This is a genomic window from Paracoccus aminovorans, from assembly GCF_001546115.1.
GTDB lineage: Bacteria > Pseudomonadota > Alphaproteobacteria > Rhodobacterales > Rhodobacteraceae > Paracoccus > Paracoccus aminovorans_B.
Genome location: NZ_KQ955209.1, coordinates 1,071,744 through 1,096,422, shown reverse-complemented (window position 1 = coordinate 1,096,422; position 24,679 = coordinate 1,071,744). Strand labels below are relative to the sequence as shown.

Genomic DNA, 24,679 nt, shown 5'->3' with positions numbered 1-24,679 from the left:
CGCGATGCTTCGTCGCGGATCGCGAAAACCCTTGGCAGGACGGCATGATTCATGGAAGCGTCCCGACTCGTGGATAGCAGGAGGGGAGGAGATCCGATGATCCAGAAGATATTATGTCCGACCGATGGCACCGAACATTCCGATTTGGCCGTCGTCTATGCCGCGCAGCTGGCGGCCCGATTCGGCGTGCCGATGACCATCTGCGTGGTCAATATCGCGCATGGCGGGGCGCGCGGCCCGGTCATCCATCACTGGACCGACAAGGAGATGGAGGAGAAGCTGGACCGCGCCACCGCGCTGGCCCAGCAGAACGGCGTGGCCGATCCAAAGCGCGTCGACATCGTCAGCCGCGAGGCCGCGGCCGGCATCGTTTCCTATGCCGAGGGCAATGGTTACGACCAGATCGTCGTCGGCACCGGCGACAAGCGCGGCCTGTCGCGGCTGATGCTGGGCTCGGTCGCGGCCGATGTCATGGCCCGCGCCCATTGCACCGTGACCGTGGCACGCTAGGTCGCGGCCGGGCCGGCGTTCCGGCCTGACGACAACTCCATGAGATGACGACGAAAACACGCGCCCCGCGCCCGGTTCCGGCTGCGGGGCGCCTTGCTGTCCGACGGGTGCGGCGGGCCGGATTCCGCAACCGATCAGCATTCCGCGGCAGAAGAAACTTGACAGATTGCCGCAGCACACGTTTCTTGGAGAGAAAAAAGTTTTCGACCGCAGAAACACTGGTGTTGTGGCCCGGCGCCGAAAGACCAACCAAAAAGCGGGCCTCTAGGGAGGAGAGAACGTGTCAGATCTGACAAGACGGATCGAGTCCATGCACCGGCGCGACATCGCCGTGGCCGTGGCATTCATCCTGGGACTTTGGTTCGCCATCATCTTCGTGGCGCTGGAAACCTGGGCGCTTGCGCCCACCGGTTCGGCGCGGACGATCCTGCTGATCGCGGGGGCGGTGGTGCTGCTGTTCAACTCGGCCGCCATCATGGCGATGCTGCGCCATTACCGCGAGGACCGCGACTTCATGTACGGGCTCGACATCCAGTTCCTGGACGAGGCCCGCGAGGCCAAGAGGGCGCTGCGCCATGGCTAGATATGTCGCCCCGGTCCAGGGCAAGGTGGGCCAGATCATCGACGTGATCGTGCTGCTGATCATGGCCATCGGCGCCCTGTACATTCCGCTGTGGCTCGGCCTGGCCGGGTCCGCGAAAACCCCCCAGCCCATTGAAAACCCGACCTGGGAAACGCTGGGCCAGAATCCGGCGATGGTCGAGCAGTGGCAGAAGCTCGGCTATGCCGACCCGGCCTCGGCGGCCGAACTGATCACCGCCCGTTTCGACTACAGCTTCTCGATCGGCGCGCTGGTCGTGATGATCGTGGTCATCGTTGGGTATTACGCGATCCTGCTGCGCTTTTCCGAAAAGGAATATCGCGACGTGATCGCCGAGAAGTTCGGCGAGTGAGGGCGAACATGGATCTGTGGAACTATCTGGAATACGCGGCCTGGGGTGCCTCGGCCCTGTTCGGGCTGTTCATCGTGCTCAACTGGATCAAGACCGACAGCACCTACAGCGAAGAGTTCCTGACCTCTTCGCGCGAAGGCGAGCTGGAGGCCCTGACCGAAGAACAACATCACCGGGGGTAACATGGCGCAGGCACAACAAACCGAACACGTCGGCCTTGCCCGGGTTCTGGGCCCCGCCCACGTCTGGGCGCTGGGGGTGGGCATCGTTCTGGTCGGCGAATACATGGGCTGGAACTTCTCGGTCGGCAAGGGCGGCGCCTATGCCGCGCTGATGGCCTGCTGGTTCGCGGGCATCCTCTACACCTGCGTCGCCATGATCGACAGCGAGGTGACATCGACCGTCGCCGCGGCCGGCGGGCAATACACTCAGGCCAAGCATATCGTCGGGCCGCTGATGGCCTTCAACGTCGGGCTGTATCTGGTCTTTGCCTATACGATGCTCGAGGCGGCCAATGCCATCACCTTCGGCTTCCTGGTCGATACGGTGGCGACGATGAGCGGGCATTCCGGCCTGGACCAGCGGCCGTTCATCATCCTGGCGATCATGTTCCTGGCCTGGCTGAACTATCGCGGCGTGCTGGCGACGCTGACCTTCAACCTGGTCATCACCGCCATCGCCTTCACCGCGGTGATCGTGCTGTTCCTGGCCACCTCGGGCGTGGTCGGCGTCAGCCCGCTGCGCCATGCCGAGCTGATGAGCGGCGCGGCCGCCATGCCCTATGGCTGGCTGGGCGTGCTGGCGGCGATGCATTTCGGCCTGTGGTATTACCTCGGGATCGAGGGCACCACCCAGGCCGCCGAAGAGGTGCGCAGCCCGGCCCGGTCGCTGCCCTTCGGCACGCTGGCCGGGGTGATGACGCTGGCCATCGCGGCGACGCTGACCTGGTATGTGTGCTCGGGGCTGATGCCCTGGGAATACCTGGGCCAGGCCGGGGTGCCGCTCTTCGACGCGGCGCGGCTCTCGGGCTCGACCTTCCTGATGGTGTTTCTGGGTATCGGCACGATGTTCGCCACCCTGGCCTCGGCCAACGGCTGCATCAACGACGCCAGCCGCGCCTGGTTCGCCATGGCCCGCGACCGCTACCTGCCGGGCTGGTTCGGCGCGGTGCATCCGAAATACCGCACGCCCTATCGCTCGATCATCTTCCTGGTGCCGATCGCGCTGATCTTCGCCCTGGGCGCGCCGATCGATCAGGTCATCACATTCTCGATCCTGTCGGGCCTGCTGGAATACACCTTCATGCCGCTGAACATCATCCTGTTCCGGCGCAAATGGCCGCTCGAGACCATCAAGCGCGGCTATGAGCATCCGTTCCACCCGCTGCCGGCCTTTGCGCTGCTGGCGCTGTGCGGCATGGCCTTCTTCGCGGTCTTCCTGGGCTATGGCACCCAGCTTGTCGCGATGATCGCCTTCTACATCGTCGTGTCGCTGTGGTTCCACTTCTGGCGCTACCGCTTCGTGAACCGGGGCGCGCAGTTCACCATGCCCTGGCCCAAGCCGAAGGGCTATTGACGATGCCGGCAGCAGCCTGGACTGCCGTGATCCTTGGCCTGGGGCTGGCCTGGCTGGCCCTGCGGCTTTACACCGACGCGGGCCGGCGCCAGGCCGCCCGCGCCGGCTATTTCGACCTGGTGCTGCCGCAGATGCGGGCGGCGCGGCGGGCCTTCGCGCCCACTGGCTTCGCCCGGGTCTCGGGCCGCATCGCCGGGACCGAGACCGATCTGCAGGCGGTGCCCGACACGCTGACCTTCCGCAAGCTGCCGGCGCTGTGGCTTCTGGTCACGCAACCCGGCCGCCTGCCGGTCGGGCAGCGCATCCACATGATGGCCCGGCCGCGCGGGATCGAGCCGTTTTCCGCCTGCGACCAGCTGCCGCACCAGACGCTGCTGCCCGAGGGCTTTCCCCATGACGCGACGCTGCGCAGCGAGACCGCGCTGAGCCCGGCCGAGGCGGCGCTGCTGTCGCGCCACCGCGCGATCTTCGACGATCCGCGCGTGAAGGAACTGGTGATCTCGCCCGCCGGGCTGCGCATCACCTGGCTGGCCGACGAGGCCGAGCGCGGCCGCTACCTGATCTTTCGCGAGGCCGAGATGGGCCGCGCGCCGCTGGCGCCGCACAGCCTGGCGCCGCTTCTGGAGGCGCTGGCCCGGCTGCGCCGCGACATCCTGGCCGATGCGGCGGCCGCTTCCGAACAAGCGAGATGCGCATGACCCCTCCGCCCAACCCCTATCTGGTGCTGGCCTCGGCCATCGTGCTGCCCGGCTCGGGCCAGGTCTGGAACCGCGAGCCGCTGCGCGGGCTGATCTTCCTGTTCTTCATGCTGCTGCTCGGCGGCTTCACCCTGAAGACGGCGGCGCCGGACGTGTCCTTCGTCGGCCAGTTCGCCGGCGGCTTCTTCGTCCATGCCATGGCGATCTTCGACGCCTACAAGCGGGCGCGCATCCGCCATGCGGTCTGGCAGCACGGCGCGGCCGGCCGGGCCTAGGAAAACACCGCCCGCACCGGGCTGCGCGACAGGGCGATCAGCCGTTCGCGCAGCCGCTGCGCCAGGGGCGACAGCGGCCGGCGCTTCAGGTCCAGGAGGTAATAGGCCGAGACCCGGATCTCGTGCGGGATCTGCAGCATGGCGAAGCCGGCCGAGACCGGCGGCCGGATCAGCAATTCGGCCACCTCCTCGGACATCGGCGCCACGGCGTCGCATTGCGCCAGATAGGCGATGGTCAGCAGAAGCGACGGGCTGTTGACGATGTTCTTCGGCTCGGCCAGCCCGACATCGGCAAAGGCTGCCAGCGCCGCCTCGCGGATCGGGGCGCCGCGGCTTTGCATGATCCATTCCTGCCCGGCAAGCTCGGTCAGGGTGACGGCCGGCGCGCGGCTCAACGGATGGCCGGCGCGGGTCAGGAAAGTCACCTTCTCGTCCCGCATCGGCAGGATGTTGAAATCCTGGCTGTCGAATTCCGGCAGGATGCGGGCCAGGACGAAATCCATCTCGCCCGCCGCGAGATGGCCCAGAAGCTCGCGCGAGGGCATCACGTCGACGGTGATGTCGGCGTCGGGCGCGCTCTGCTTGATCTCGCGGATGGCCGAGACCAGATAACCCACCGCCGGCCCGGTCACCGCACCGACGCGCAGCGTGCCGCCGAACCCCTCGCGCAGCGCCCGCACGTCCGAGGCCATGCTGACCATCTCGCGCAGGATGACGCGGGCGCGGCGCAGCACGGCGCGGCCGATTTCGGTCGGCTCCATGCCCTTGGGCTGGCGCAGGAACAGCTGGGCGCCGACCTGGTTCTCGATCTCGGCCAGCATGCGCGAGGCGGCGGGCTGGGTCATGCCGACCGTCTCGGCGGCCAGCTGCAGCTGGCCATGCTCGGCGATCTGCTGGATCAGACGCAACTGGGCCGGCTTCAGCATCAGCCGGGCGGGGGGCAGGGACATGACAGCTTCGCTATTCATTCCAGGGTTCAGATGATCCTAACATCATGTCCCCGGCCTCGCCAAGCCTCAGGCCGGTCCCGCTTCGAAGGCGCGGGCGATCTCGGCCTCGGGGCAGCCATTGGCAAGCAGCGCCGCCAGCAGGATGCGCGCCTGCCCGGGCCGTAGGATGCGGGCATGGATCGCCCCCGCCCGGCGCATGTCGTGGCCACCACCGCCGCCGCCATAGATCGGCGCCAGAAGCCCGCGCGGCACCCGGCTCGACACCACCACCGGCACGCCCTGCGCCCGGGCCCGGGCGATGGCCGCGACCAGTTCCGGCGTCGCGTTGCCCGAGCCCATGGCCGAGATGACGATGCCCCGCGCCCCCGCGGAAAGGCTCGCATCCAGATGCAGCCCGTCGCTGCCGGGATGGGTGGCGACGATATCGACGCGCAGGCCCGCGACCGGCGCCGGCAGGGCGCGGTCCAGCGACGGTTCCTCTTCGGCGGCGCGCTCGAAGGCTTCGGGGGAATCCGAGGCTTCCTTGTAAAGCCCCCAGGCCGGCAGCGCCCGGCCGCCGAAGACCAGCGACACCCCCCTGCCCGGCGCCATGGCCGCGCCGAGCGCATCGGCCAGGTTGCGCGGCCCGTCCGACTGCGGATGGTCGGCGGCGAATTGCGCGCCGGTGAATACCACGCGCTTCGCGGGCTGGTGCTGAAGCTGAACCAGCAACGCGGTTTCCTCCATCGCGTCGGTGCCGTGCAGCACCACCACGCCGTCGATGGTCGGGTCGGCCAGCTGCGCGCCGACCGCGTCGCTGATCGCCTGCATGTCGGCCAGCGTCAGGCTGGCGGAATCCTTGGCCAGCACCTCGCGCGGGCGCAGCTCGACCTGCATCGGCGGCACCAGCGCCAGCAGATCGCGGCCGCTGAGGCTGGGCCGGGCGGCGCCATCGGCACCGCGGCGGCTGGCAATGGTGCCGCCGGTCGCCAGCACCGCCAGCACCGGCGGGCTGCCGGTCATGGTCGCCGTGCCTTCGGCATGGGTGCGCATCGTCCTTCCCCCTCGCTGGTCGCGGGCTGCCGAGGCGCGGGCGCGTCGCCCGCCAACCTGTCTGACAGATTTACCGGATTAGCGGCAAGCCCTGCCCCGGGTCAAGCATGCTGGTATGGAAATATGCCAAAATCCGCCGTCGCGCGCAGGAAAGTTGCCGCGGGACGGCCATCGCCGCAAGGATCGGGTTCAGGCGCCGCGAGGGGCCTGGCCGATGATCCAGGTCATCGCCTGCTCGACCTCGTCGAGATGCTCGCGCATCGCCGCCCGGGCCTCGTCCTCGGACCCGGCCGAGATCGCCTCGGCGATGCGGCGATGTTCGTCATTCGAAGTCACCCGGCGGTCCGCCATCAGGTTCACCAGTTCGGACTGCCGCATCAGCGCGTCGCGGGAATCGGTGACGATGCGGGCAAAGACCGCGTTCTGCGCCGCCTCGGCGATCAGGAAGTGGAAATCGCTGTCCAGCCGCACCCATTTCAGGGCGTCCTCCTGGCGTTCCATGCTGTCGCAGAGCTGCATCAGCCGCGCCATCTGCTCGGGCGTGCGGCGCAGCGCGGCCCAGCCGGCGGCCGGGATCTCGATGAAGGGCCGGGCCTCGATCAGCTCGCGCGCCGAATAATGGCCATAGGCCAGTTCCGGCGCCTGGCGGTCCGAGATCACGAAGCTGCCGCTGCCGCTGCGGCTGCGGGTCAGGCCCAGCGTCTGCAAGGACCGCATGGCCTCGCGGATGATCGGGCGGCTGACGCCATAGCGTTCGGCCAGCTTGGCCTCGGAAGGCAAGCGGGTGCCGACCGGCAGTTGGCCGGCCAGGATGGCGCCTCTCAGATCCTCGAACACCGTCTCGGCGGCGTTTTTCCGACTGACCGGGCTTTTGTGTGTCAACCAATCAGCCACTTTGTTCATGGCGCCAATGTTGCACGTCCGGCGAAGCTGTCAAGCCATGGCTTTGACGGCGCTACCAATAAAACACTGCGGCTCCGACCAGTCCGAGCATCCCGGCGACCTGGGCCATGAAAATCAGGTGATAGAGTCTCATCCGCGACCTCCGCGACAGAAGATGGCGACAGAGGGTCATGGTGCGGCGAGCGGTCGGCCTTGGGAAAGCCGCATTTGCGCCGATGAACATTTATCAACCGCGCGGACGGGGTTGCGGGCGGGGCGCGATCATGGCATCAGACCCGCGGCGGCGGCGAATGACCCAATGGCGCGATTCTGCGTCCGCTTTTCCCATATCCTGAGACATTACAGGTTTTCCGATGCGTGATCCCCTGTTCCGCATGGCCCTGCTGCTTGGCCTGCTTTCCGCCGTCGGTCCCTTCGCGATCGACATGTACCTGCCCGCGCTGCCCGAGGTGGCGAGCGATCTCGGCACCAGCGAGGCCGGCGCCGCGCTGACGCTGACCGCCTATTTCATAGTCTTCGGCATTGCGCAGATGATCTATGGCCCGCTGTCGGATGCCCTTGGCCGCAAGCCGCCGCTGGTGATCGGCGTCGCGATCTTCCTGGCCGCGACCATCGCCGCCAGCCTGGCGCCCGACATCGGCTGGCTGATCGCGGCCCGCGCCGTGCAGGGCCTGGGCGCGGCGACGCTGATGGCGGTGCCGCGCGCGGTGATCCGCGACATGGCGACCGGGCCCGCCGCGGCGCGGATGATGGCGGCGATCATGATCGTGATCTCGGTCTCGCCCATGCTGGCGCCGCTGACCGGCTCGGCGGTGATGGCTTGGGGCGGCTGGCGCGAGATCTTCGCGGTCCTGGCCGTCGCGGCCGCCGTCAGCCTGGGTCTGATCCTCTTTGCCCTGCCCGAGACGCTGGCCGTCGCGCAGCGCCGCCCGGTGCGGCTGGCCGAGATGCTGGCCGGCGCGCGCCGGCTGCTGGGCGACCGCCGTTTCCTGGGACTGACGATGATCGGCGGCTTCGGCATGGCCAGCTTCTTCGTGTTCCTGGCCTCGGCGAGCTTCGTCTATACCCGGCAATACGGGCTCAGCCCGACCGGCTTTTCCCTGGCCTTCGCGGTCAATGCCATCGGCTTCTTCTCGGCCTCGCAATTCGCCGGCCGGCTGGCCGAGCGTTTCGGGATGGAGCGGGTGATCTCGCTGGCGATCACCGGATTCGCGCTGGCGACGCTGCTGCTTGCGGCCGTGGTGCTGGCCGGGATCGACGCGCTGCCGGTGGTGGTCGCGGGGCTGTTTCTGGGCAATGCCTGCCTGGGGCTGGTGATGCCCACGGCCATGGTGATGTCGCTGGACCCGCATCCCGACATCGCGGGGCTCGCCTCGTCGCTGGGCGGCACGGTGCAGATGCTGACTGGCGGGCTGATGATCGCCGTCACCGGGCCGTTTCTGGACAATACCGCCGCGACCATGGTGCCGGCCATCGCGCTGTGCGCGGTGCTGGCCTGGCTGGCGGCGGCGGCATCGCTGCCGCGGCTGCGCCTGCGCTAGCTGCGCGGCCGGGTTCCGGGTATTTGGAAAACAGAGAAAGCCGGGGCGCCGTTCCGTTGCGGCGCCCCGGTTCGTTCAGGCGTTCTGCAACTCGCCCGCCTCGGGGTTTTGCAGCACGCTGCGGTCGGTCTGGCCGAGGATCTGCGAGGTCACCGTGCCCGCCGTCATCGAGCCCGAGACGTTGAGCGCGGTGCGGCCCATGTCGATCAGCGGCTCGACCGAGATCAAGAGTGCGACCAGCGTGACCGGCAGGCCCATGGCCGGCAGCACGATCAGCGCCGCCAGGGTGGCGCCGCCGCCGACCCCCGCGACCCCGGCCGAGCTGAGCGTCACGATGGCGATGAGCGTCGCGATCCAGGCCGGGTCCAGCGGGTTGATGCCGACCGTCGGCGCCACCATCACCGCCAGCATCGCCGGATAGAGCCCGGCGCAGCCGTTCTGCCCGATGGTCGCCCCGAACGAGGCCGAGAAGCTGGCGATGGTCTGCGGGATGCCCAGGCGGCGGGTCTGGATCTCGACGTTCAGCGGAATGGTCGCGGCGCTGGAGCGGCTGGAGAAGGCGAAGCTCAGCGCCGGGACGATCTTGCGGAAGAAGGTCAGCGGGTTCACGCCGGTCAGGGTCAGCAGCACGCCATGCACCACGAACATGATCGCCAGGCCGATATAGGAGGCGATGACGAACTTGCCGAGGTTCAGGATGTCGGCCGCGTTCGATGTCGCCGCCATCTTGGTCATCAGCGCCATGACGCCATAGGGCGTCAGCCCCATGATCAGCCGCACCAGCTGGCCGATCCAGGCCTGCAGCATGTCGATCAGCGCCAGCAGGGCGTGACCCTTTTGCGCGTCGCGCCGGACCAGCCGGATCGCCGCCACGCCCAGGAAGGCCGCGAAGATCACCACCGAGATGATCGAGGTCGGGTTCGCCCCGGTCAGGTCGGCGAAGGGGTTCTTCGGAATGAAGGACAGGATCAGCTGCGGCACAGTCAGGTCGGCGACCTTGGGGGCATAGGTCGATTCCAGCGCCGTCAGCCGCGCGGTTTCCGCCGCGCCCTGCGCCAGCCCCTCGGCGGTCAGCCCGAAGGTCAGCGACATGACCACGCCCACGAAGGCCGCGATCGCCGTGGTGCCCAGAAGCGTGCCCAGCGTCAGCGCCGAGATCTTGCCCAAGGCCGAGGCGTCGTGCAGCCGCGCCACCGCGCTGAGGATGGCGGCGAAGACCAGCGGCATGACCACCATCTGCAAGAGCTGCACATAGCCGTTGCCGACGATATTGATCCAGTTGATCGTGGTCTGCAGTGCCTCGGACTCGGTGCCATAGGCCAGTTGCAGGCCGATGCCGAACAGGGTGCCCAGCACCAGGCCGATGAAGACCCGCACCGACAGCGACAGATGCCCGCCCTGCAGGCGGGCCAGCGCCATGATCAGCGCGGCGAAGATTGCGAGATTGATGAGAACGGATGCCATTTGCGCGCCTCCGGCAATTTGAGATTGTCCCGTTAAGCCACAATGCACGCCCGTCGTATAGAGGCGCCGGCGCAGGGCCGGTATGGCGCGGCTGCAGGGGCCGAGGGCTATTATACAGCAAAACTTGCGTCAGCTTTCGGAGATTGTTGATTATCGCAGCGGCCCGGCCGGGATAATCTGCCGTCGTGCCGGACGTGGGATCGGGTGCGAGACAGGCGGCCCCGGGCCAGGAAGGCAAGCGATGGAGCAGACCAGATCCGGCGACCGACCCCTGCTTCTGGGGCTGGTGGCGCTGGTCGGGCTGGCGCTGCGGCCCTTCCTGACCGGGCTCGGCCCCGTGGCGCCGCAGGTCGCGGCGACGACCGGGCTTGGCCTGCAGGGCCTGGCGCTGCTGACGCTGCTGCCGGTCCTGCTGATGGGCGCCGGCGCCTTCTTCGGCCCGGCCTTGCAGGCCCGGCTGGGCGCGCGGCGCGCCACGGGGGCGGCGCTTCTGGTGCTGGCGGCGGGCTCGGCCCTGCGCCTGGTGGCGGGCTCGGGGGCGCAGATGCTGGGCTCGGCGCTGCTTCTGGGCCTGGGCGCGGCGGTGGTGCAGGCGGTATTCCCGACCATCATCAAGCGCGAGTTTCCGCGCCGCATCAGCCTGGCCATGGGGGTTTACGCCTCGATGATGATGGGCGGCGGCGCCTTTGGCGCGCAGGTCGCGCCGCTGATCGCCGAGGCAAGCGGCAGCTGGCGGCTGGCGCTTGGCTGGCTGGCGCTGCCGGCGGCGCTGACCGCCTGGCTTGTGGCACGGGTGCTGCCGCGCGACGCACGCCCGGCGCATGCCGCGACGGCGGCGGGACTGCTCGGCTGGCTGCGCCTGCCCCGGGTCTGGCTGCTGATGGCCTGTTTCGGGCTGATCAACGGCGGATATTCGTCCTCGGTCGCCTGGCTATCGCCGGCATTCCGCGAGCTTGGCTGGTCGGCGGGCGCCAGCGGCGGGCTGCTGGCCGTGCTGGCGGTGGGCCAGGCGGTCGCGGCGCTGCTGATGCCGGTGCTGGCCGGGCGCCGCCCCGACCGCAGGCCCTGGCTTTGGGCCTGCCTCGCCGCTCAGGCACTGGGGTTTCTGCTGCTGGCGGTGCAGCCGCTGGCCGCGCCCTGGGCGACCGCCTTCCTGCTGGGCGCGGGCCTGGGCGGCTGCTTTTCATTGATGATGCTGGTGGCGCTGGACCACCTGCCCGACCCGGCCGGCGCCGGCGCACTGGCGGCGCTGATGCAGGGCGGCGGCTTCCTGCTGGCGGCGCTGCCGCCCTGGATCCTGGCCCTGCTGCACGAGGCACGCGGCAGTTTCGCCGCCGGCTGGCAGCTGCACCTGGCCGCGGTGCTGCTGGTTGGCCTGCTGGTCCTGCGGCTTGACCCGCGGGGCTATGGCGCCGCCACGGCCATGGGCGCGGCCCGGCCCGCCCCGGCCGAATGACCCAGATTTTCACGAGGAGGAGAAACCCATGCTGACCATTACCCGGCTCGACCAGCAGGACGCCCGGCGCCTGATCGAGGGCGCCGAGGCGCATTCGCGCCAGATCGGCGTGCCGATGTGCATCGCCGTGACCGACGAAAGCGGACATCTTCTGGCGTTTTCGCGCATGGACGGCGGCAAGATCACCTCGGCCACCATCGCCATCGACAAGGCCTTCACCGCCGCCGCGGCCCGCAAGCCGACGCATGAATACGGCACCGCCAGCCAGCCGGGCGCCCCGGCCTGGGGCATCTCCTCGGCGCTGGGCGGCCGGCTGATGGTGGTCGCGGGCGGCCTGCCGGTGGAACATGACGGCCAGGTCATCGGCGGCATCGGCGTGTCCTCGGGCAGCCCGTCCCAGGACCAGTCGGTGGCCCAGGCCGGCATCGACCACTGGCGCAGCACCCAGGGGTGACGGCGCGGCGGGCGGGCCGCCGCCCGCTTGCACCCCGGCCGGAAAGCCGCTACCAGCGCGCCCTTTGCAGATCCTGGGGGACGCCATGGCAGAGACGCTGGCCATCGACTTCGGCACATCGAACTCGGCCGCCGCCGTGCTGCGGGACGGCCGGCCGCTGCGGCTCGCCATCGAGCCGGGGGCCGAGACCCTGCCCACCGCCGTCTTCTTCCCGGCGCGCGGCGGCGCCATGCGCATCGGCGAGGCCGCGTCCGAGGCGCTGATCGCCGGCGCCGAGGGCCGCTATATGCGGGCGCTGAAAAGCGTGCTGGGCACCGAGCTCTTCCATGAATCGCGGCTGGTCGCCGGCCGGCGCCGCACGCTGGCCGAGATCGTCGCGGCCTTCCTGGCCGCGCTGCGCGAGCGGGCCGAGGCGGCGACGGGACTACGCTTTGCCCGCGCGCTGTCGGGCCGGCCGGTGCATTTCCACGCCGACCCGGCCAGCGACGCCCGGGCCGAGGCCGACCTGCGCGGCTGCTATCTGGCTGCCGGCTTCGCGCAGGTCGATTTCCTGCCCGAACCCGAGGCGGCGGCGCTGGCCAGCCATGGCCTCGGGCGCGAGGGCGAACTGGGGCTGATCGTCGACATCGGCGGCGGCACCTCGGATTTCTCGGTGTTTCGCAGCCAAGGCGGCAAGGCGCAGGTCCTGGCCAATCACGGCATCCGCCTGGGCGGCACGGATTTCGACCAGCAGGTCTCGCTGAGCCACGCCATGCCGGCGCTGGGACAGGGCGGCAGCCTGCGGCGCGAGATGGGCCCGGGCCTATTGCCGGTGCCGAACGCGGTCTATGTGGATCTGGCGACCTGGGCGCGCATCCCCTTCCTCTATACGCCTGAAACCCGGCGCATGGCGGCCGGGATGGCGCGCATGGCACTGGACCGGCCGGCGATGGATCGGCTGGTCTCGGTGCTGGACGAGGAACTGGGCCATGAGCTGGCCTTCGCGGTCGAGTGCGGCAAGATCGCGGCCAATTCCGGTGCCGAGGCCGGCATCGCCATGGGCTTCATCGAGCCGGGGCTGGCGCGGCTGATCACGCCCGAGACGCTGGAGGCGGCGCTGTCGGCCAACCGCCATGCGCTGGCCGAGGCCGCGGCCGAGACGCTGCGCCTGGCCGGCGTCACCCCCGACCAGATCGGCAGCGTGGTGCTGGTCGGTGGCTCCAGCCTGATGGGCCTGGTCGCGGACGAGGCCCGGCGGCTTTGCCCGGGCGCCAGCCAGCTGCGCGCCCAGGCCTTTACCGCCGTGGTCGATGGGCTGGCGCTAGCGACGGCGCGTTAGCGCTTCGGCTTGCCCTTGGGCCCGGGCTTGGCGCCGGCTTTCGGCGCCGCCTTGAAGCCGGGCTTCGGCCCGTCGCGGAACGGCTTGCCCTCGGCCTTGTGCGACTTGAAGCCGGCGGCCCGCCGCGGCCGGGCCTCGGCGCCGTCGCGCTCTTCGCGCGCCGGCCCGCCGTGCGAGCGGGATCCGGCCGCGCGCGGCGCCGCGGGCGCACCCTTCTGCGCCTGCTTCTTCTCGGCGGTCCAGCGCGCCTTGCGCACCGGCGCCTCGGCAGGCTCGGCCTCGGCTGCGGGCCGCGGCGTCACATCGGCCGGGTCCAGCAGGGCCGGGCGCTTTTTCGGCGCGGGCCGCTCCACCGGCTGCGGCCGAGGCGTCTCGGCATAGGCGGCCCGCTCGCCGCCCTGCCCGCGATGCGGCTTCTTCTCGCGCGGCGCCTGCATTTCTTCGTTCTGCAAATACCCCTGCCGAGGCTTCCGCTCGCGCGGCGCCGCCGGCTCGAACACCGGCTCGCCCTCGATGCGGCGCATGGTCAGGCCCGGCTCCAGCTCGGCCCGCTCGCCGAACTGGCCCGCGACCGCCGCGGCGATCTGCACGAAAGTCTGGTCGGTCTTGACCCGGATCGCGCCGATCTCGTCGCGGGTGATGCCGCCGGTCTCGCAGATCTTCGGCAAAAGCCAGCGCGCCTCGGCCCGGCCGGAATGGCCGACCGACAGAATGAACCAGACCGAGGGGCCGAATTCGCCACGCTCGCGCGGCGCGGTGGGCGCGGGGCCGGTGCTGTCCGACAGTTCCTCGGGCGTCGGGCGGCCTTCGCGCCACAGCCGCAGGAAGGCGGCCGCGACCTGCTCGGGTCCGAACCGCTCCAGCAGCGCGCCGGCCAGCGCCGCATCCTCGCCCGGCGCCTCGTTCAGCCCGGGATGCTCCAGCATGCGCTGGTCGTCCTGCGCCTGCACCTCATCGGCCGAGGGCGCCTTGCCCCATTCCGCCACCAGCTTGGCGCGCTGCAACAGCCGCTGCGCCCGCTTGTATTCCGAGGACGGCACGATCAGCACCGAGGTGCCCTTGGCCCCGGCCCGGCCGGTGCGGCCCGAGCGGTGCAGCAGCGTGTCGGGATTGGTCGGCAGGTCGGCATGGATCACCAGCTCCAGCCCCGGCAGGTCGATGCCGCGCGCGGCCACGTCGGTGGCGATGCAGACCCGGGCACGGCCGTCGCGCAGCGCCTGCAGAGCATGGCTGCGTTCCTGCTGCGACAGCTCGCCCGACAGCGCCACGACCTTGAAGCCGCGATTGCCCATGCGCGCCAGCAGGTGGTTCACATTGGCGCGGGTCTTGCAGAAGATGATGGCGCGGCTCGCCTCATAGTAACGCAGCGTGTTGAAGATCGCGTGCTCGCGGTCGCGGGTCTGCACCGAAAAGGCGCGGTATTCGATGTCGCCGTGCTGGCGCGCCTCGCCCTGGGTCTGGATGCGCAGCGCATCGCGCTGGAAATCCCGGGCCAGCGCCTCGATGGCCGGCGGCACGGTGGCCGAGAACATCAGCGTGCGGCGTTCCGCCGGCGCCGCGCCCAGGATGAACTCCAGGTCCTCGCGGAAGCCCAGGTCCAGCATCTCGTCGGCCTCGTCCAGCACGGCGGCGCGCAGGCCCGACAGGTCCAGCGAGCCGCGCTCGATATGGTCGCGCAAGCGGCCGGGGGTGCCGACGACGATCTGCGCGCCGCGCTCCAGCGCCCGGCGCTCGTTGCGATAGTCCATGCCGCCGACGCAGGTCGCGATCTGGGCGCCGGCGTAAAGCCAGGCCAGCTCGCGCGCGACCTGAAGCGCCAGCTCGCGCGTCGGCGCGATGGCCAGCGCCAGCGGCCGGTCGGCGGCGGGCAGCGCATCGCCGTCCAGGATGTCGCTGGCCATGGTCAGGCCGAAGGCCACGGTCTTGCCCGAGCCGGTCTGGGCCGAGACCAGCAAATCGCGGCCCCGCGCCTCGGGCGCCAGCACCGCCTGTTGCACCGAGGTCAGGCTGGCATAGCCCTTGGCCGCCAGCGCCGCGGCCAGAGGCGCGGCAATATCATAGTCGTTCATGTTCTTCGCCAGAAAGGGGATGCGGGTCGCATCCGGGTGACGGCACCATTCCCCTTTGCGGCCGGGCCCTCCACGGCCCACCGGCCCGGAACGCGGAGCCAAGCCGCCCGCCTAGCGCGTCCGGACCCGCGAGTCAAAGCGTATTCCGCCCGCCCGACCCGGCGTCACGGCCGCGGTCCCGGGCCAGGCTGCGGCGGATCTCGTCCAGGAACAGGCGCAGCGCCGGCACCGGGTCGTCGTGGTGATAGACGATATAGACCTCCGAGATCGGCGGATCGGGCCGGATCGGCAAAAAGCTCAGCGGACCCGAAGTCAGCCGGGCGATGCCCGCCGGCACGATGCTGACGCCGAAGCCCGCGACGATCAGGCTGGGGATCGACTGCGCATCGACCACCTGCTGCGACACCCGCGGCCGATAGCCCGCGGCGACGATGCAAGCCATGACATAGGCGGCGAAATCCGAGCTGTCGGGGCGCAGCACCACATGCTGGTCCTCGCGCAGGTCCTGGATCGAGACGCAGGTGCGCCCCGCAAGCCGGTGGTCGCTGCGCACCAGGGCCACCATCTCTTCGCGCCAGCCGTATTCATGCGCCAGTTCCGGATCGCGCGGCACCGAGCGGTTGAAGCTGACGTCGGTGCGGCGGCTGAGGATCTCGCTGATCTGGACGGTCGGTGACTGCTCGTGCACCCGCAGCGTGATTCGCGGGTGCGCCTTGGCGAAACGGGCCAGCAGCTCGGCCAGCCCGCCGCGCAGGATCGATCCGGTCGCGCCGATTTCCAGCATCCCGTCCTGGCCCTGCTGAATTTCGCGAATCTCCTGCAGGCTGCGCTCATATTGGTCCAGGATGGTGCGCGCCCGTTGCAGGAACACCTCTCCGGCCCGGGTCAGGGCGACGCGGCGGCTGGTGCGGCTGATCAGTTCGGCGCCGACTTCGCGCTCAAGTGTCTGAATCTGCGTGCTGAGCGGTGGCTGCGACATATGCAGGCGCTTGGCGGCGCGGGTATAGTTCAGCTCTTCGGCCAAGACCACGAAACAGCGCAACTGGCGTATTCTCATATCGTCACCCTATAGATGCCCTGTAAATCAATATTAGACACACAGGTGACATTTCACCAAGAATTCCAGTATCGGGCGGCCGGAAAACCGCCGCCGGTCGCAGGGAGGAACGACATATGCCGAATTGGTCCCGGTCCTTGTTTGGACAGGTCTGCGTGGCGCTGGTGCTGGGGATTGCCGCCGGCTTCTTCGCGCCCGAATTCGCCGCCAAGATGAAGCCGCTGGGAGACGGTTTCATCAAGCTCATCAAGATGCTGATCCCGGTCATCGTCTTCTGCGTCGTGGTGCATGGCATCGCCGGCGCCGGCGACCTGAAGAAGGTCGGCAAGGTCGGCGTGCGCGCCATCATCTATTTCGAGGTCATCACCACCATCGCCCTGGCCCTGGGCCTGGCCATCGCCTATCTGTTCGGGCCGGGCCACGGCATGAACATCGACGTCAGCACGCTGGATGCCTCGGCGCTGTCGGCCTATGTCGACCGCGCGCATGAGGTCAGCGACGGCGGCACCATCGCCTTCCTGATGAAGCTGATCCCGACCACCATGGTCAGCGGCTTCGCCGAGGGCGACGTGCTGCAGGTGCTGCTGGTCTCGGTGCTGTTCGGCTGCGCGCTGTCGCTGGTCGGACCGCGGGGCGCGCCGCTGCTGGGCATGATCGAGCTGGTCGGCGACACCACCTTCAAGATCATGTCCTTCATCGTCCGGCTGGCGCCGCTGGGCGTGTTCGGCGCCATCGCCTTCACCACCGGCAAATACGGCGTCGGCTCGCTGGCGCAGCTGGGCTCGCTGGTCGCGCTGTTCTACGTCACCATCGCCATCTTCGTCTTCGTGGTGCTGGGTCTGGTGATGCGGGTCGCGGGCTTCAGCATCTTCAAGCTGCTGCGCTACCTGCGCACGGAAATCGGCATCGTCGCCGGCACGGCATCCAGCGACTCGGTGCTGCCGCAGACCATGCGCAAGCTGGAACACCTGGGCATCAAGGACTCGACCGTGGGCCTGGTGGTTCCGACCGGCTATTCCTTCAATCTGGACGCCTTCTCGATCTACCTGACGCTGGCCGCCGTCTTCATCGCCCAGGCGACGAACACGCCGCTGGCCACGGGCGACCTGCTGGCGATCCTGGGCGTGGCGCTGATCACCTCGAAGGGCGCGCACGGGGTTCCCGGCTCGGCCATCGTGATCCTGGCCGCGACGCTGGCCGCGATCCCGGCCATCCCCGCCATCGGCCTGGTGCTGGTGCTGTCGGTGGACTGGTTCATGGGCATCGCCCGGGCGCTGGGGAACTACCTGGGCAATTGCGTCGCCACCGTGGTCGTCGCCTCGTGGGTCGGGGACATCGACCGCGACCGCGCCCGCCGGGTGCTGGACGGCGAGGACATGCCGACGCTGGACATCCTGGACGAGGACACGCCCGTCTCGAACACCGTGCCGCAGCACGGCTAGAGGTCTCTCGCGCTGCGGGACGGGTCGCGCGACACCGGCCCCTCCCGCATCGCCGAGACGACGGCCTGCGCCTTCCCTCCCGAGGGCGCAGGCCTTTTCGCGTCAACCCGCCAGCAGGCCGATCAGCGCCTGCATGGCGCGGGTGCGATGCCGCCGGGGGTCGGTCAGCAACGAAAACGGCCGCTCGGCCCCGGGCAGCGGCAGGCTGCGGATACGGCCGGCGGCGGCGGCCGTCTCGACCGCGCGCAGCGACAGCGCGGCCAGCCGGCGACTGGCGGCCACCGCGCTCAGCACCGCCTCGTTCGAGGGCAGGTCCAGCGTCTCGGGCAGGTCGGCGACCGACAGTCCCTGCCCCGCCAGCCAATGCTCGAAGGCCGAGCGCGTGCCCGAGCCGGGCTCGCGCAAGACCCAGGGGCAGGCGGCAAGCTGCGCCAGCGGCGCCTCGGTCAAGCCGGCCCAGGGGTGGTCCGCCGCCATGACCAGCACCAGCCGGTCCCGCGCCACCACCTGAAGATGCAACCCGCCATGGGCGACCTCGCCCTCGACCAGGCCGATGTCGGCGGCGCCCTCGGCCACGGCATCGGCGACCTGCGTGGTATTGCCGACCGTCAGCCGCAGTTCGATGCCCGGATGCAGGTCGCGCAGCGCCACCAGCCGGGGCGGCAGCCAATAGCTGGCGACGGTCTGGCTGGCATGCAGGCGCAGCCGGCCGCGCGGTTCGCGCGCCAGATCCTCCAGCACCATCTCGGCGGTCTCGGCCCGGTCGAGCACGGCACGGGCCTCGGCCATGAAGGCGGTGCCGGCCTCGGTCAGCACGATGCGCCGGCCGACGCGGTCGAACAGCCGAACGCCATGGCGCGCCTCCAGCGCCGAGATCGCGGCGCTGACCGCGGATTGGGTCAGGCCCAGAACCTCGGCCGCGCGGGTGACATGCTGGCGCTCGGCCACGGCCAGGAAGATGCGGAGCTGTTCCAAGGTCATGACCAATTCATAAATCAAATCGAACAATCTGACAAATATAATGCGATGGAATGATGAGTGTGCAGGAACCATGTTCCGCGGCAAAGGCAAAGGAGCGGAATCATGTCCCAGATGGATCATGCACAAAGCGGAACCCCGGGTTTCTTCACCTGGTTTGCGGCGACCCTGCCGGGGCTGGGGCTGACCTTCGGCATCGCGGTGGCAGCCATGGCAGTTCAGCGGCTGTCGGGCATCCCGGCGCTCAGCCCGCTGGTGGTGGCCATGGTCATGGGCATCGCGGTCCGCAACCTGATCGGCACGCCGGCGGGGGCGAAGCCCGGCGTCACCTTCTCGCTGCGGCGGATCCTGCGCCTGGCCATCGTGCTGCTGGGCTTCCAGCTGACGCTGGCGCAGCTGCGCGCCGTCGGCCTTCCGGGGCTGGCGGTGATCTCGGTCACGCTGGCCGCGACCTTTCTGTTCACCAAATGGGCCGGCCGGGCGCTGGGGGTCGAGCGGCGGCTGGCCGAGCTGATCGCCGCCGGCACCTCGATCTGCGGTGCCTCGGCGGTGATCGCGACGAATACCGTCACCCGCGGCGCGGACGAGGACGTGGCCTATGCCATCGCCTGCGTGACGGTCTTCGGCTCGCTGTCGATGATCGCCATGCCGGTGCTGGGCAGCCTGATGGGCATGGATGCGGCGCATTACGGCATCTGGACCGGCGCGACCATCCACGAGGTGGCGCAGGTCGTCGGCGCCGGCTTCCAGCACGGGGCCGAGGCCGGCCAGGCCGCCACCGTCGCCAAGCTGAGCCGGGTGATCCTGCTGGCGCCGATGATCCTGACGCTGGGCGCGCTGGCCCGCCGTCGCGGCGGCAGCGCCCAGGGCAGCGCGCCCACGCCCTGGTTCGTGCTGGGCTTCATCGCCGTGGTGCTGCTGAACAGCGTCCTGCCGCTGCCCGAGGGCGCCAAGGCCCAGGTCGTCACCCTGACCTCGTTCCTGCTGACCGTGGCGCTGGCCGCGATGGGGCTGGAAACCGACCTGCGCAAGCTGCACGCCAAGGGCATCCGGCCGCTGGCGCTGGGGGCGCTGGCCTGGCTTTTCATCTCGGGCCTGGGACTTGCCCTGGTCGGGCTGGTCTGAGCCATTGATCGCGCGGGCCGGCGGCCCTAGGTAGGAAGCGACCCTGCCGACCGGAGCCGCCATGCAGCCCGCCGACACCCGCCCGATGACCCGGCGCGAAACCGAGGTGCGCCGCTTTGCCCGCGCGCGCTTCGGCTTGCGCGGCACCTTGGCGCTGCATCGCCACGCGCTGGGGCTGGACCTGCTGCGGGCGCCGGTCAATGTCATGCTGTCGCCGGTCTTCCTGCTGACGCGGCTGGCGGTGCCGCTGCTGCGCCGCTTGGGCGCCACGCGGGCGGCCGGTTGGATGGCGCGGCGTAGGATCTTCCTGCCCTCGGACCTGTCGCACCATATCGCGCAGGACCTGACGGGTTTCATCGCTGCGCTGGACGCCCAGGGGCTGGGCCCGAAGGCCCCGCCCGAGGCCGTCGCCCGCGCCACCGCCGACTATGCCGAAACGCGCAATGCCGTGTCCGAGATCACCACCTCGATCCTGGTGCTGCTGGCGGGGCTTTTGCTGTTCCACCGTGCGACGCCGGGCGTCATCTCGCTGGCCGGGCCGCTGGCCGACATGCGGGCGCAAAGCCAGGCGATCCAGGATTTCGCGCTGGGAAGCTGGGCCGGCGGGCTGTGGTACAGCATCTTCCCGCGCGAGCTTTCCACGCTCGAGGTGATCCTGACCGGGGTGGCGCTGGCGGTGCTCGCCTCGGTGCTGACGACCTTCGCCGGGCTGATCGCCGACCCGCTGCAACTGGCCGCGGGCACGCACCGGCGCCGGATCATGCGGTTGCTTTCGCGGCTCGACCGCGCCGCCGAGGCGCCGGCGCTGGAGCGCGAGCACCTGCTGGCCCGGTTGGGCGACCTGACCGATGCCTGCCTGAGCCTGTGGCGCAGCCTGAAGGGCTAGACCTTGCAGATCGAATTGCCGCCATCGGCCAGCATCGCCGTGCCGGTGACGAAGCTCGCGTGGTCGGACAGCAGGAACAGCGCCGCGCGGGCAATCTCCTCGGGCCGGGCCATGCGCTTCAGGGCATGCAGGCCGGCGATGAAATCCGCCGTGTCGGGGTTGGTCGCAGCATCGCCCGCCATCTCGGTCAGCGTGCCGCCGGGCAAGAGCGCATTGGCGCGGATGCGCTCTGGGCCGTAATCCACCGCCAGCGCCTGCACCAGCCCGATCAGCCCGGCCTTGGCCGCGGCATAGCCGCCCATGCCCGGCAGCACCCCGGTATGGCCGATGAAACTGCCGGTAAAGACCAGCGCGCCCCCGCCCCGCGCCAGCAGCGCCGGCACCTGCGCCCGCGCGGCCAGGAAGGCGGCAGTCAGATTGGTGGCGATCAACTGCTGCCATTCCGCGTCCGGAATCTCGTGCACCCGCGCGCCCGAGCCGATCTGCCCGGCATTGTTGAAGGCGCCGTCGAGCCCGCCGAAACGCTCCTGCGCCAGCGCGACCAGCGCCTCGGCATGGCCGGGCGCCGTGACATCGCCGGCTAGCACCGCGACGCGGCCCGTGCCTTGATCGATTCGGGCGGCGAGGTCGGCGAGCCGATCCTCGCGCCGGGCCGAGATCACCAGCCGCGCGCCCTCGGTCGCGAAGATCTGCGCCGCGGCGGCGCCGATGCCGCTGGAGGCGCCGGTGACGATGAGGGTCTTGTCCTTGAGCAGCATCCTGCTTTTCCCTTGCTTGTTGCGGGGCAAACATGAGCCCCGGCCTGCCGCGGAACACCCGGTTTCTTGCGCCGGTAACCGGGTGTTCGCGTTAAGGCCCAAATGCGGGCAATTGTCCACAGGGACACCATATCTCTGTGGATACCCCTGGAACCGACACTATATCTGGTTGACGACCGGGCGCGCTCATGGCTTACTGGGCGGGTCATGGTTAATCCGGTTTCGGCCGGGAGACGAAGAGGGAAGCCGGTGCGAATCCGGCACTGCCCCCGCAGCTGTAAGCGGTGAGCGACGCTGGAACGCCACTGGGAAACCGGGAAGGCCAGCCGAGCCGAGACCTGCGAGTCAGAAGACCTGCCATGACACTGAAAGGACGACACCGTGCGGCGGGCGCGGGGCTTGATCGGCGCGATGGCCTGGCCATCGGCCCGGCCCTGTGCTGCCGACAGCAATAAAAGGAGCAGAGGCATGTCCATCACCGTTTATTCCAAGCCCGCCTGCGTGCAATGCACCGCCACCACCCGCGCCCTGGATGCGCGCGGCCTGGACTATCACCTGGTCGACCTGACCGAGGATGATGCGGCGATGGAACTGGTCATCTCGCTGGGCTATCGCCAGGCGCCGGTCGTCGTTGCCGGCGAGGCGCATTGGGCCGGCTTCCGCCCGGACATGATCGGCCGTCTGTCCTAAGGTCATGGCCGGCGGGGGCGATCTGGTCTATTTCTCCTCGGCCTCGGGGAATACGGCGCGTTTCGCGGCGCGGCTGGGCCTGCGCGCCCTGCGCGTCCCGATCTCGCCCAAGGACACGATGCCGGCGCCGGCCCGGCCCTATGTGCTGATCTGCCCGACCTTTGCCGATGGCGAAGGGCGCGGGGCTGTGCCGAAGCAGGTCATCCATTTCCTGAACGATCCCGACCGCCGCGCCGGGCTGCGCGGCGTCATCGCCACCGGCAACCGGAATTTCGGGGCGACTTACGCCTTGGCCGGCAGGGTGATTTCTGACAAGTGCAACGTCCCCGTGCTGTATCGATTCGAGCTGGCGGGGACTGATCTGGACATTTCCCGCGTGCTGGCGGGGCTCAACAAATTCTGGGGGACGGAATGCTTGACGATGGCGTAAAGGCCGAGCTCGACTATCACGCGCTGAACGCGATGCTGAACCTTTACGATGCCGACGGCCGCATCCGCTTCGACGCGGATCGCAAGGCCGCACGGCAGTATTTCCTGCAGCATGTCAACCAGAACACGGTGTTTTTCCACAACCTCGACGAGAAGCTGCGCTATCTGGTCGACGAGGGCTATTACGAGCCCGAGGTGCTGGACCAGTATTCCAAGAACTTCCAGCGCGCGATCTGGGATGCCGCCTATCAGCGAAAGTTCCGTTTCCCGACCTTCCTGGGCGCGTTCAAGTATTACACCAGCTATACGCTGAAGACCCGCGACGGCCAGCGCTACCTGGAACGCTATGAGGACCGCGTGGTCATGGTCGCGCTCGCGCTGGCGCGCGGCGACGAGGGCCTGGCGATGCGCTTCATGGAAGAGATCCTGTCGGGCCGCTTCCAGCCGGCGACGCCGACCTTCCTCAATGCCGGCAAGAAGTCGCGCGGCGAGCTGATCTCGTGCTTCCTGCTGCGGCTGGAGGACAACATGGAATCGATCGGCCGCTCGATCAACTCGGCGCTGCAACTCTCGAAACGCGGCGGCGGCGTGGCCTTGATGCTGACCAACCTGCGCGAGGCCGGCGCGCCGATCAAGGGCATCGAGAACCAGTCCTCGGGCGTGATCCCGGTGATGAAACTGCTGGAGGACAGCTTCAGCTATGCCAACCAGCTGGGCGCGCGGCAGGGCGCGGGCGCGGTCTATCTGAACGCGCATCACCCCGACATCCTGCGCTTCCTCGACACCAAACGCGAGAATGCCGACGAGAAGATCCGCATCAAGACGCTGAGCCTTGGCGTGGTGATCCCGGACGTGACCTTCGAACTGGCGAAGCGCAACGAGGACATGTACCTGTTCTCGCCGCACGACATCCAGAAGGTCTATGGCGTGCCCTTCTCGGAAATCTCGGTCACCGAGAAATATGCCGAGATGGTCGACGACAAGCGCATCAAGAAGCGCAAGATCAACGCCCGCGAATTCTTCCAGACCCTGGCCGAGATCCAGTTCGAAAGCGGCTATCCCTATATCATGTTCGAGGACACGGTGAACCGCGCCAACCCCGTGCATGGCCGCATCACCATGTCGAACCTGTGCAGCGAAATCCTGCAGGTCAACGAGGCCAGCGAGTTCAACGAAGATCTCAGCTATGCCCACTTGGGCACTGATATCTCGTGCAATCTCGGCTCGCTGAACATCGCCGCGGCCATGGATGGCCCGGACCTGGGCGCCACCGTCGAGGCGGCGATCCGGGCGCTGACCGCGGTGTCGGAAATGTCGGCCATCGACGCGGTGCCCTCGATCCGGCGCGGCAATGACGAGGCCCATGCCGTGGGCCTGGGCCAGATGAACCTGCACGGCTTCCTGGCGCGCGAGCGCATCCATTACGGCAGCCCCGAGGGGGTCGAATTCACCTCGGTCTATTTCGCCGCCGTGGCCTATCACGCCATCCGCGCCTCGAACCTCTTGGCGCAGGAGCATGGCAGCACCTTCAAGGATTTCGAGAAGTCGAAATACGCCGACGGCTCGTTCTTCGACAAATATACCGAGCGCGACTGGCTGCCGACGCTGCCGGACGTCGAGCGGGTGTTCGAGAATGTCACCCTGCCCACGCGCGAGGATTGGGCGGCGCTGAAGGGCTTGGTCATGCAGCACGGGCTTTACAACCGCAACCTGCAGGCGGTGCCGCCGACCGGCTCAATCAGCTATATCAACAACTCGACCAGCTCGATCCACCCGATCGTCGCCAAGATCGAGATCCGCAAGGAAGGCAAGATCGGCCGGGTCTATTACCCCGCCGCCTTCATGTCGAACGAGAACATCGAATATTATCGCGACGCCTATGAGATCGGCCCCGAGGCGATCATCGACACCTATGCCGCCGCGACCGAGCATGTCGACCAGGGCCTGTCGCTGACGCTGTTCTTCCCGGCCGAGGCGACGACGCGCGACATCAACCGCGCCCAGATCTATGCCTGGAAGAAGGGCATCAAGACGATCTATTATATTCGGCTGCGCCAGACCGCGCTGGAAGGCACCGAGGTGCAGGGCTGCGTGTCCTGCACGCTGTGATCGGCCG

At 69.0% G+C, this 24,679-nt stretch carries 25 protein-coding genes and 1 riboswitch; of the genes, 17 read left to right on the top strand and 8 right to left on the bottom strand.

Annotated elements, in window-relative coordinates; genetic code table 11:
- The first annotated feature begins 96 nt into the window (after nucleotides 1–96).
- The 7 genes from ASV56_RS16920 to ASV56_RS16895 all read left to right on the top strand — a co-directional run bounded on the left by ASV56_RS16920 (nucleotide 97) and on the right by ASV56_RS16895 (nucleotide 4,011).
- Complete coding sequence (locus tag ASV56_RS16920) at nucleotides 97–510, top strand: universal stress protein (protein ID WP_062563133.1); 414 nt, start codon at nucleotides 97–99, stop codon at nucleotides 508–510.
- A gap of 310 nt (nucleotides 511–820) precedes the next feature.
- The gene (locus tag ASV56_RS16915) at nucleotides 821–1,093 is read left to right on the top strand and encodes a hypothetical protein (protein WP_062563132.1); all 273 of its coding nucleotides are present in this window, start codon (nucleotides 821–823) and stop codon (nucleotides 1,091–1,093) included.
- Nucleotides 1,086–1,463 carry a hypothetical protein gene (locus ASV56_RS16910; protein ID WP_062563131.1) on the top strand — a complete coding sequence of 126 codons (378 nt, stop codon included), beginning with the start codon at nucleotides 1,086–1,088 and terminating at the stop codon, nucleotides 1,461–1,463. The genes ASV56_RS16915 and ASV56_RS16910 overlap by 8 nt, the downstream gene beginning before the upstream one ends.
- A gap of 8 nt (nucleotides 1,464–1,471) precedes the next feature.
- A complete protein-coding gene (locus ASV56_RS24030; protein ID WP_172823769.1) occupies nucleotides 1,472–1,645 on the top strand; it encodes a hypothetical protein in 174 nt (57 codons plus the stop codon).
- Nucleotide 1,646: 1 nt separating this feature from the next.
- Complete coding sequence (locus ASV56_RS16905) at nucleotides 1,647–3,038, top strand: APC family permease (RefSeq protein WP_062563130.1); 1,392 nt, start codon at nucleotides 1,647–1,649, stop codon at nucleotides 3,036–3,038.
- A gap of 2 nt (nucleotides 3,039–3,040) precedes the next feature.
- Complete coding sequence (locus ASV56_RS16900) at nucleotides 3,041–3,736, top strand: hypothetical protein (protein WP_062563129.1); 696 nt, start codon at nucleotides 3,041–3,043, stop codon at nucleotides 3,734–3,736.
- Nucleotides 3,733–4,011: a hypothetical protein gene (locus ASV56_RS16895; protein WP_253880128.1), complete on the top strand. Its 279-nt coding sequence runs from the start codon at nucleotides 3,733–3,735 to the stop codon at nucleotides 4,009–4,011. The genes ASV56_RS16900 and ASV56_RS16895 overlap by 4 nt, the downstream gene beginning before the upstream one ends.
- Here the strand turns inward: ASV56_RS16895 and ASV56_RS16890 are convergent.
- The 3 genes from ASV56_RS16890 to ASV56_RS16880 all read right to left on the bottom strand — a co-directional run bounded on the left by ASV56_RS16890 (nucleotide 4,008) and on the right by ASV56_RS16880 (nucleotide 6,875).
- Nucleotides 4,008–4,961 (bottom strand): LysR family transcriptional regulator, encoded by a 954-nt coding sequence (locus ASV56_RS16890; protein WP_062563127.1) that lies wholly within the window; start codon nucleotides 4,959–4,961, stop codon nucleotides 4,008–4,010. The two genes, ASV56_RS16895 and ASV56_RS16890, sit on opposite strands and share 4 nt — an antisense overlap.
- A 66-nt stretch (nucleotides 4,962–5,027) precedes the next feature.
- Complete coding sequence (locus tag ASV56_RS16885) at nucleotides 5,028–5,993, bottom strand: asparaginase domain-containing protein (protein WP_082724888.1); 966 nt, start codon at nucleotides 5,991–5,993, stop codon at nucleotides 5,028–5,030.
- A gap of 189 nt (nucleotides 5,994–6,182) precedes the next feature.
- Nucleotides 6,183–6,875, bottom strand: coding sequence for a FadR/GntR family transcriptional regulator (locus ASV56_RS16880; RefSeq protein WP_253880126.1), 693 nt, complete (start codon nucleotides 6,873–6,875; stop codon nucleotides 6,183–6,185).
- Nucleotides 6,876–7,249: 374 nt separating this feature from the next.
- Between ASV56_RS16880 and ASV56_RS16875 the strand changes: the two genes are divergently transcribed.
- A complete protein-coding gene (locus ASV56_RS16875; protein ID WP_062563125.1) occupies nucleotides 7,250–8,437 on the top strand; it encodes a multidrug effflux MFS transporter in 1,188 nt (395 codons plus the stop codon).
- A 75-nt stretch (nucleotides 8,438–8,512) separates the two neighbouring features.
- Here the strand turns inward: ASV56_RS16875 and ASV56_RS16870 are convergent, their stop codons facing one another.
- Nucleotides 8,513–9,901 carry an L-cystine transporter gene (locus ASV56_RS16870; protein WP_062563124.1) on the bottom strand — a complete coding sequence of 463 codons (1,389 nt, stop codon included), beginning with the start codon at nucleotides 9,899–9,901 and terminating at the stop codon, nucleotides 8,513–8,515.
- A gap of 241 nt (nucleotides 9,902–10,142) precedes the next feature.
- On the opposite strand from ASV56_RS16870, the gene ASV56_RS16865 reads away from it, so the two are divergent.
- From ASV56_RS16865 to ASV56_RS16855, 3 genes are all read left to right on the top strand, one after another.
- Nucleotides 10,143–11,357, top strand: a complete 1,215-nt coding sequence (locus ASV56_RS16865) for an MFS transporter (protein WP_062563123.1) — start codon at nucleotides 10,143–10,145, stop codon at nucleotides 11,355–11,357.
- Between the two features lie 28 nt (nucleotides 11,358–11,385).
- Complete coding sequence (locus ASV56_RS16860) at nucleotides 11,386–11,811, top strand: GlcG/HbpS family heme-binding protein (protein WP_062563122.1); 426 nt, start codon at nucleotides 11,386–11,388, stop codon at nucleotides 11,809–11,811.
- An 85-nt stretch (nucleotides 11,812–11,896) separates the two neighbouring features.
- Nucleotides 11,897–13,129 (top strand): Hsp70 family protein, encoded by a 1,233-nt coding sequence (locus tag ASV56_RS16855; protein ID WP_062563365.1) that lies wholly within the window; start codon nucleotides 11,897–11,899, stop codon nucleotides 13,127–13,129.
- Here ASV56_RS16855 and ASV56_RS16850 read toward each other — a convergent pair.
- Together ASV56_RS16850 and ASV56_RS16845 are read right to left on the bottom strand one after the other, a co-directional pair.
- Entirely contained in the window at nucleotides 13,126–15,198 is a 2,073-nt protein-coding gene (locus ASV56_RS16850) for a DEAD/DEAH box helicase (RefSeq protein WP_062563121.1), read from the bottom strand. The genes ASV56_RS16855 and ASV56_RS16850 overlap by 4 nt on opposite strands.
- 133 nt (nucleotides 15,199–15,331) lie before the next feature.
- Complete coding sequence (locus ASV56_RS16845; protein WP_062563120.1) at nucleotides 15,332–16,255, bottom strand: LysR family transcriptional regulator; 924 nt, start codon at nucleotides 16,253–16,255, stop codon at nucleotides 15,332–15,334.
- Between the two features lie 116 nt (nucleotides 16,256–16,371).
- Here ASV56_RS16845 and ASV56_RS16840 point away from each other — a divergent pair, with 116 nt between their 5' ends.
- On the top strand, nucleotides 16,372–17,697 hold the full coding sequence (locus ASV56_RS16840; RefSeq protein ID WP_062563119.1) for a C4-dicarboxylate transporter DctA: 1,326 nt from the start codon (nucleotides 16,372–16,374) through the stop codon (nucleotides 17,695–17,697).
- 102 nt (nucleotides 17,698–17,799) lie between these two features.
- Here ASV56_RS16840 and ASV56_RS16835 read toward each other — a convergent pair whose 3' ends face one another.
- A complete protein-coding gene (locus tag ASV56_RS16835) occupies nucleotides 17,800–18,678 on the bottom strand; it encodes a LysR family transcriptional regulator (RefSeq protein WP_062563364.1) in 879 nt (292 codons plus the stop codon).
- Nucleotides 18,679–18,780: 102 nt separating this feature from the next.
- On the opposite strand from ASV56_RS16835, the gene ASV56_RS16830 reads away from it, so the two are divergent.
- Entirely contained in the window at nucleotides 18,781–19,800 is a 1,020-nt protein-coding gene (locus tag ASV56_RS16830; RefSeq protein WP_367577122.1) for a YeiH family protein, read from the top strand.
- 61 nt (nucleotides 19,801–19,861) lie between these two features.
- The gene (locus ASV56_RS16825) at nucleotides 19,862–20,686 is read left to right on the top strand and encodes a DUF6635 family protein (protein WP_062563118.1); all 825 of its coding nucleotides are present in this window, start codon (nucleotides 19,862–19,864) and stop codon (nucleotides 20,684–20,686) included.
- Here the strand turns inward: ASV56_RS16825 and ASV56_RS16820 are convergent.
- Nucleotides 20,683–21,444, bottom strand: coding sequence for an SDR family oxidoreductase (locus tag ASV56_RS16820; RefSeq protein ID WP_062563117.1), 762 nt, complete (start codon nucleotides 21,442–21,444; stop codon nucleotides 20,683–20,685). The genes ASV56_RS16825 and ASV56_RS16820 overlap by 4 nt on opposite strands.
- 191 nt (nucleotides 21,445–21,635) lie before the next feature.
- Nucleotides 21,636–21,820: riboswitch (cobalamin riboswitch) on the top strand.
- A gap of 92 nt (nucleotides 21,821–21,912) precedes the next feature.
- Between ASV56_RS16820 and nrdH the strand changes: the two genes are divergently transcribed.
- Genes nrdH through nrdE form a run of 3 tightly spaced genes read left to right on the top strand, consistent with a single transcriptional unit; the run spans nucleotide 21,913 to nucleotide 24,672 of the window.
- Entirely contained in the window at nucleotides 21,913–22,134 is a 222-nt protein-coding gene (gene nrdH / locus ASV56_RS16815) for a glutaredoxin-like protein NrdH (RefSeq protein ID WP_062563116.1), read from the top strand.
- Between the two features lie 4 nt (nucleotides 22,135–22,138).
- Nucleotides 22,139–22,564, top strand: a complete 426-nt coding sequence (gene nrdI / locus ASV56_RS16810; protein ID WP_062563115.1) for a class Ib ribonucleoside-diphosphate reductase assembly flavoprotein NrdI — start codon at nucleotides 22,139–22,141, stop codon at nucleotides 22,562–22,564.
- On the top strand, nucleotides 22,546–24,672 hold the full coding sequence (gene nrdE, locus ASV56_RS16805; protein ID WP_062563114.1) for a class 1b ribonucleoside-diphosphate reductase subunit alpha: 2,127 nt from the start codon (nucleotides 22,546–22,548) through the stop codon (nucleotides 24,670–24,672). The genes nrdI and nrdE overlap by 19 nt, the downstream gene beginning before the upstream one ends.
- Nucleotides 24,673–24,679 lie beyond the last annotated feature (7 nt).

Bases quoted from the DNA above. Each gene is read 5' to 3' on its own strand.
- ASV56_RS16845 (WP_062563120.1), bottom strand. From the start codon at position 16,255: ATGAGAATACGCCAGTTGCGCTGTTTCGTGGTCTTGGCCGAAGAGCTG.
- ASV56_RS16920 (WP_062563133.1), top strand. From the start codon at position 97: ATGATCCAGAAGATATTATGTCCGACCGATGGCACCGAACATTCCGAT.
- ASV56_RS16915 (WP_062563132.1), top strand. From the start codon at position 821: ATGCACCGGCGCGACATCGCCGTGGCCGTGGCATTCATCCTGGGACTT.
- ASV56_RS16825 (WP_062563118.1), top strand. From the start codon at position 19,862: ATGCAGCCCGCCGACACCCGCCCGATGACCCGGCGCGAAACCGAGGTG.
- ASV56_RS24030 (WP_172823769.1), top strand. From the start codon at position 1,472: ATGGATCTGTGGAACTATCTGGAATACGCGGCCTGGGGTGCCTCGGCC.
- ASV56_RS16830 (WP_367577122.1), top strand. From the start codon at position 18,781: ATGTCCCAGATGGATCATGCACAAAGCGGAACCCCGGGTTTCTTCACC.
- nrdH (WP_062563116.1), top strand. From the start codon at position 21,913: ATGTCCATCACCGTTTATTCCAAGCCCGCCTGCGTGCAATGCACCGCC.
- ASV56_RS16870 (WP_062563124.1), bottom strand. From the start codon at position 9,901: ATGGCATCCGTTCTCATCAATCTCGCAATCTTCGCCGCGCTGATCATG.
- ASV56_RS16840 (WP_062563119.1), top strand. From the start codon at position 16,372: ATGCCGAATTGGTCCCGGTCCTTGTTTGGACAGGTCTGCGTGGCGCTG.
- ASV56_RS16910 (WP_062563131.1), top strand. From the start codon at position 1,086: ATGGCTAGATATGTCGCCCCGGTCCAGGGCAAGGTGGGCCAGATCATC.
- nrdE (WP_062563114.1), top strand. From the start codon at position 22,546: ATGCTTGACGATGGCGTAAAGGCCGAGCTCGACTATCACGCGCTGAAC.
- ASV56_RS16820 (WP_062563117.1), bottom strand. From the start codon at position 21,444: ATGCTGCTCAAGGACAAGACCCTCATCGTCACCGGCGCCTCCAGCGGC.
- nrdI (WP_062563115.1), top strand. From the start codon at position 22,139: ATGGCCGGCGGGGGCGATCTGGTCTATTTCTCCTCGGCCTCGGGGAAT.
- ASV56_RS16890 (WP_062563127.1), bottom strand. From the start codon at position 4,961: ATGTCCCTGCCCCCCGCCCGGCTGATGCTGAAGCCGGCCCAGTTGCGT.
- ASV56_RS16855 (WP_062563365.1), top strand. From the start codon at position 11,897: ATGGCAGAGACGCTGGCCATCGACTTCGGCACATCGAACTCGGCCGCC.
- ASV56_RS16900 (WP_062563129.1), top strand. From the start codon at position 3,041: ATGCCGGCAGCAGCCTGGACTGCCGTGATCCTTGGCCTGGGGCTGGCC.
- ASV56_RS16865 (WP_062563123.1), top strand. From the start codon at position 10,143: ATGGAGCAGACCAGATCCGGCGACCGACCCCTGCTTCTGGGGCTGGTG.
- ASV56_RS16835 (WP_062563364.1), bottom strand. From the start codon at position 18,678: ATGACCTTGGAACAGCTCCGCATCTTCCTGGCCGTGGCCGAGCGCCAG.
- ASV56_RS16860 (WP_062563122.1), top strand. From the start codon at position 11,386: ATGCTGACCATTACCCGGCTCGACCAGCAGGACGCCCGGCGCCTGATC.
- ASV56_RS16905 (WP_062563130.1), top strand. From the start codon at position 1,647: ATGGCGCAGGCACAACAAACCGAACACGTCGGCCTTGCCCGGGTTCTG.
- ASV56_RS16895 (WP_253880128.1), top strand. From the start codon at position 3,733: ATGACCCCTCCGCCCAACCCCTATCTGGTGCTGGCCTCGGCCATCGTG.
- ASV56_RS16850 (WP_062563121.1), bottom strand. From the start codon at position 15,198: ATGAACGACTATGATATTGCCGCGCCTCTGGCCGCGGCGCTGGCGGCC.
- ASV56_RS16885 (WP_082724888.1), bottom strand. From the start codon at position 5,993: ATGCGCACCCATGCCGAAGGCACGGCGACCATGACCGGCAGCCCGCCG.
- ASV56_RS16875 (WP_062563125.1), top strand. From the start codon at position 7,250: ATGCGTGATCCCCTGTTCCGCATGGCCCTGCTGCTTGGCCTGCTTTCC.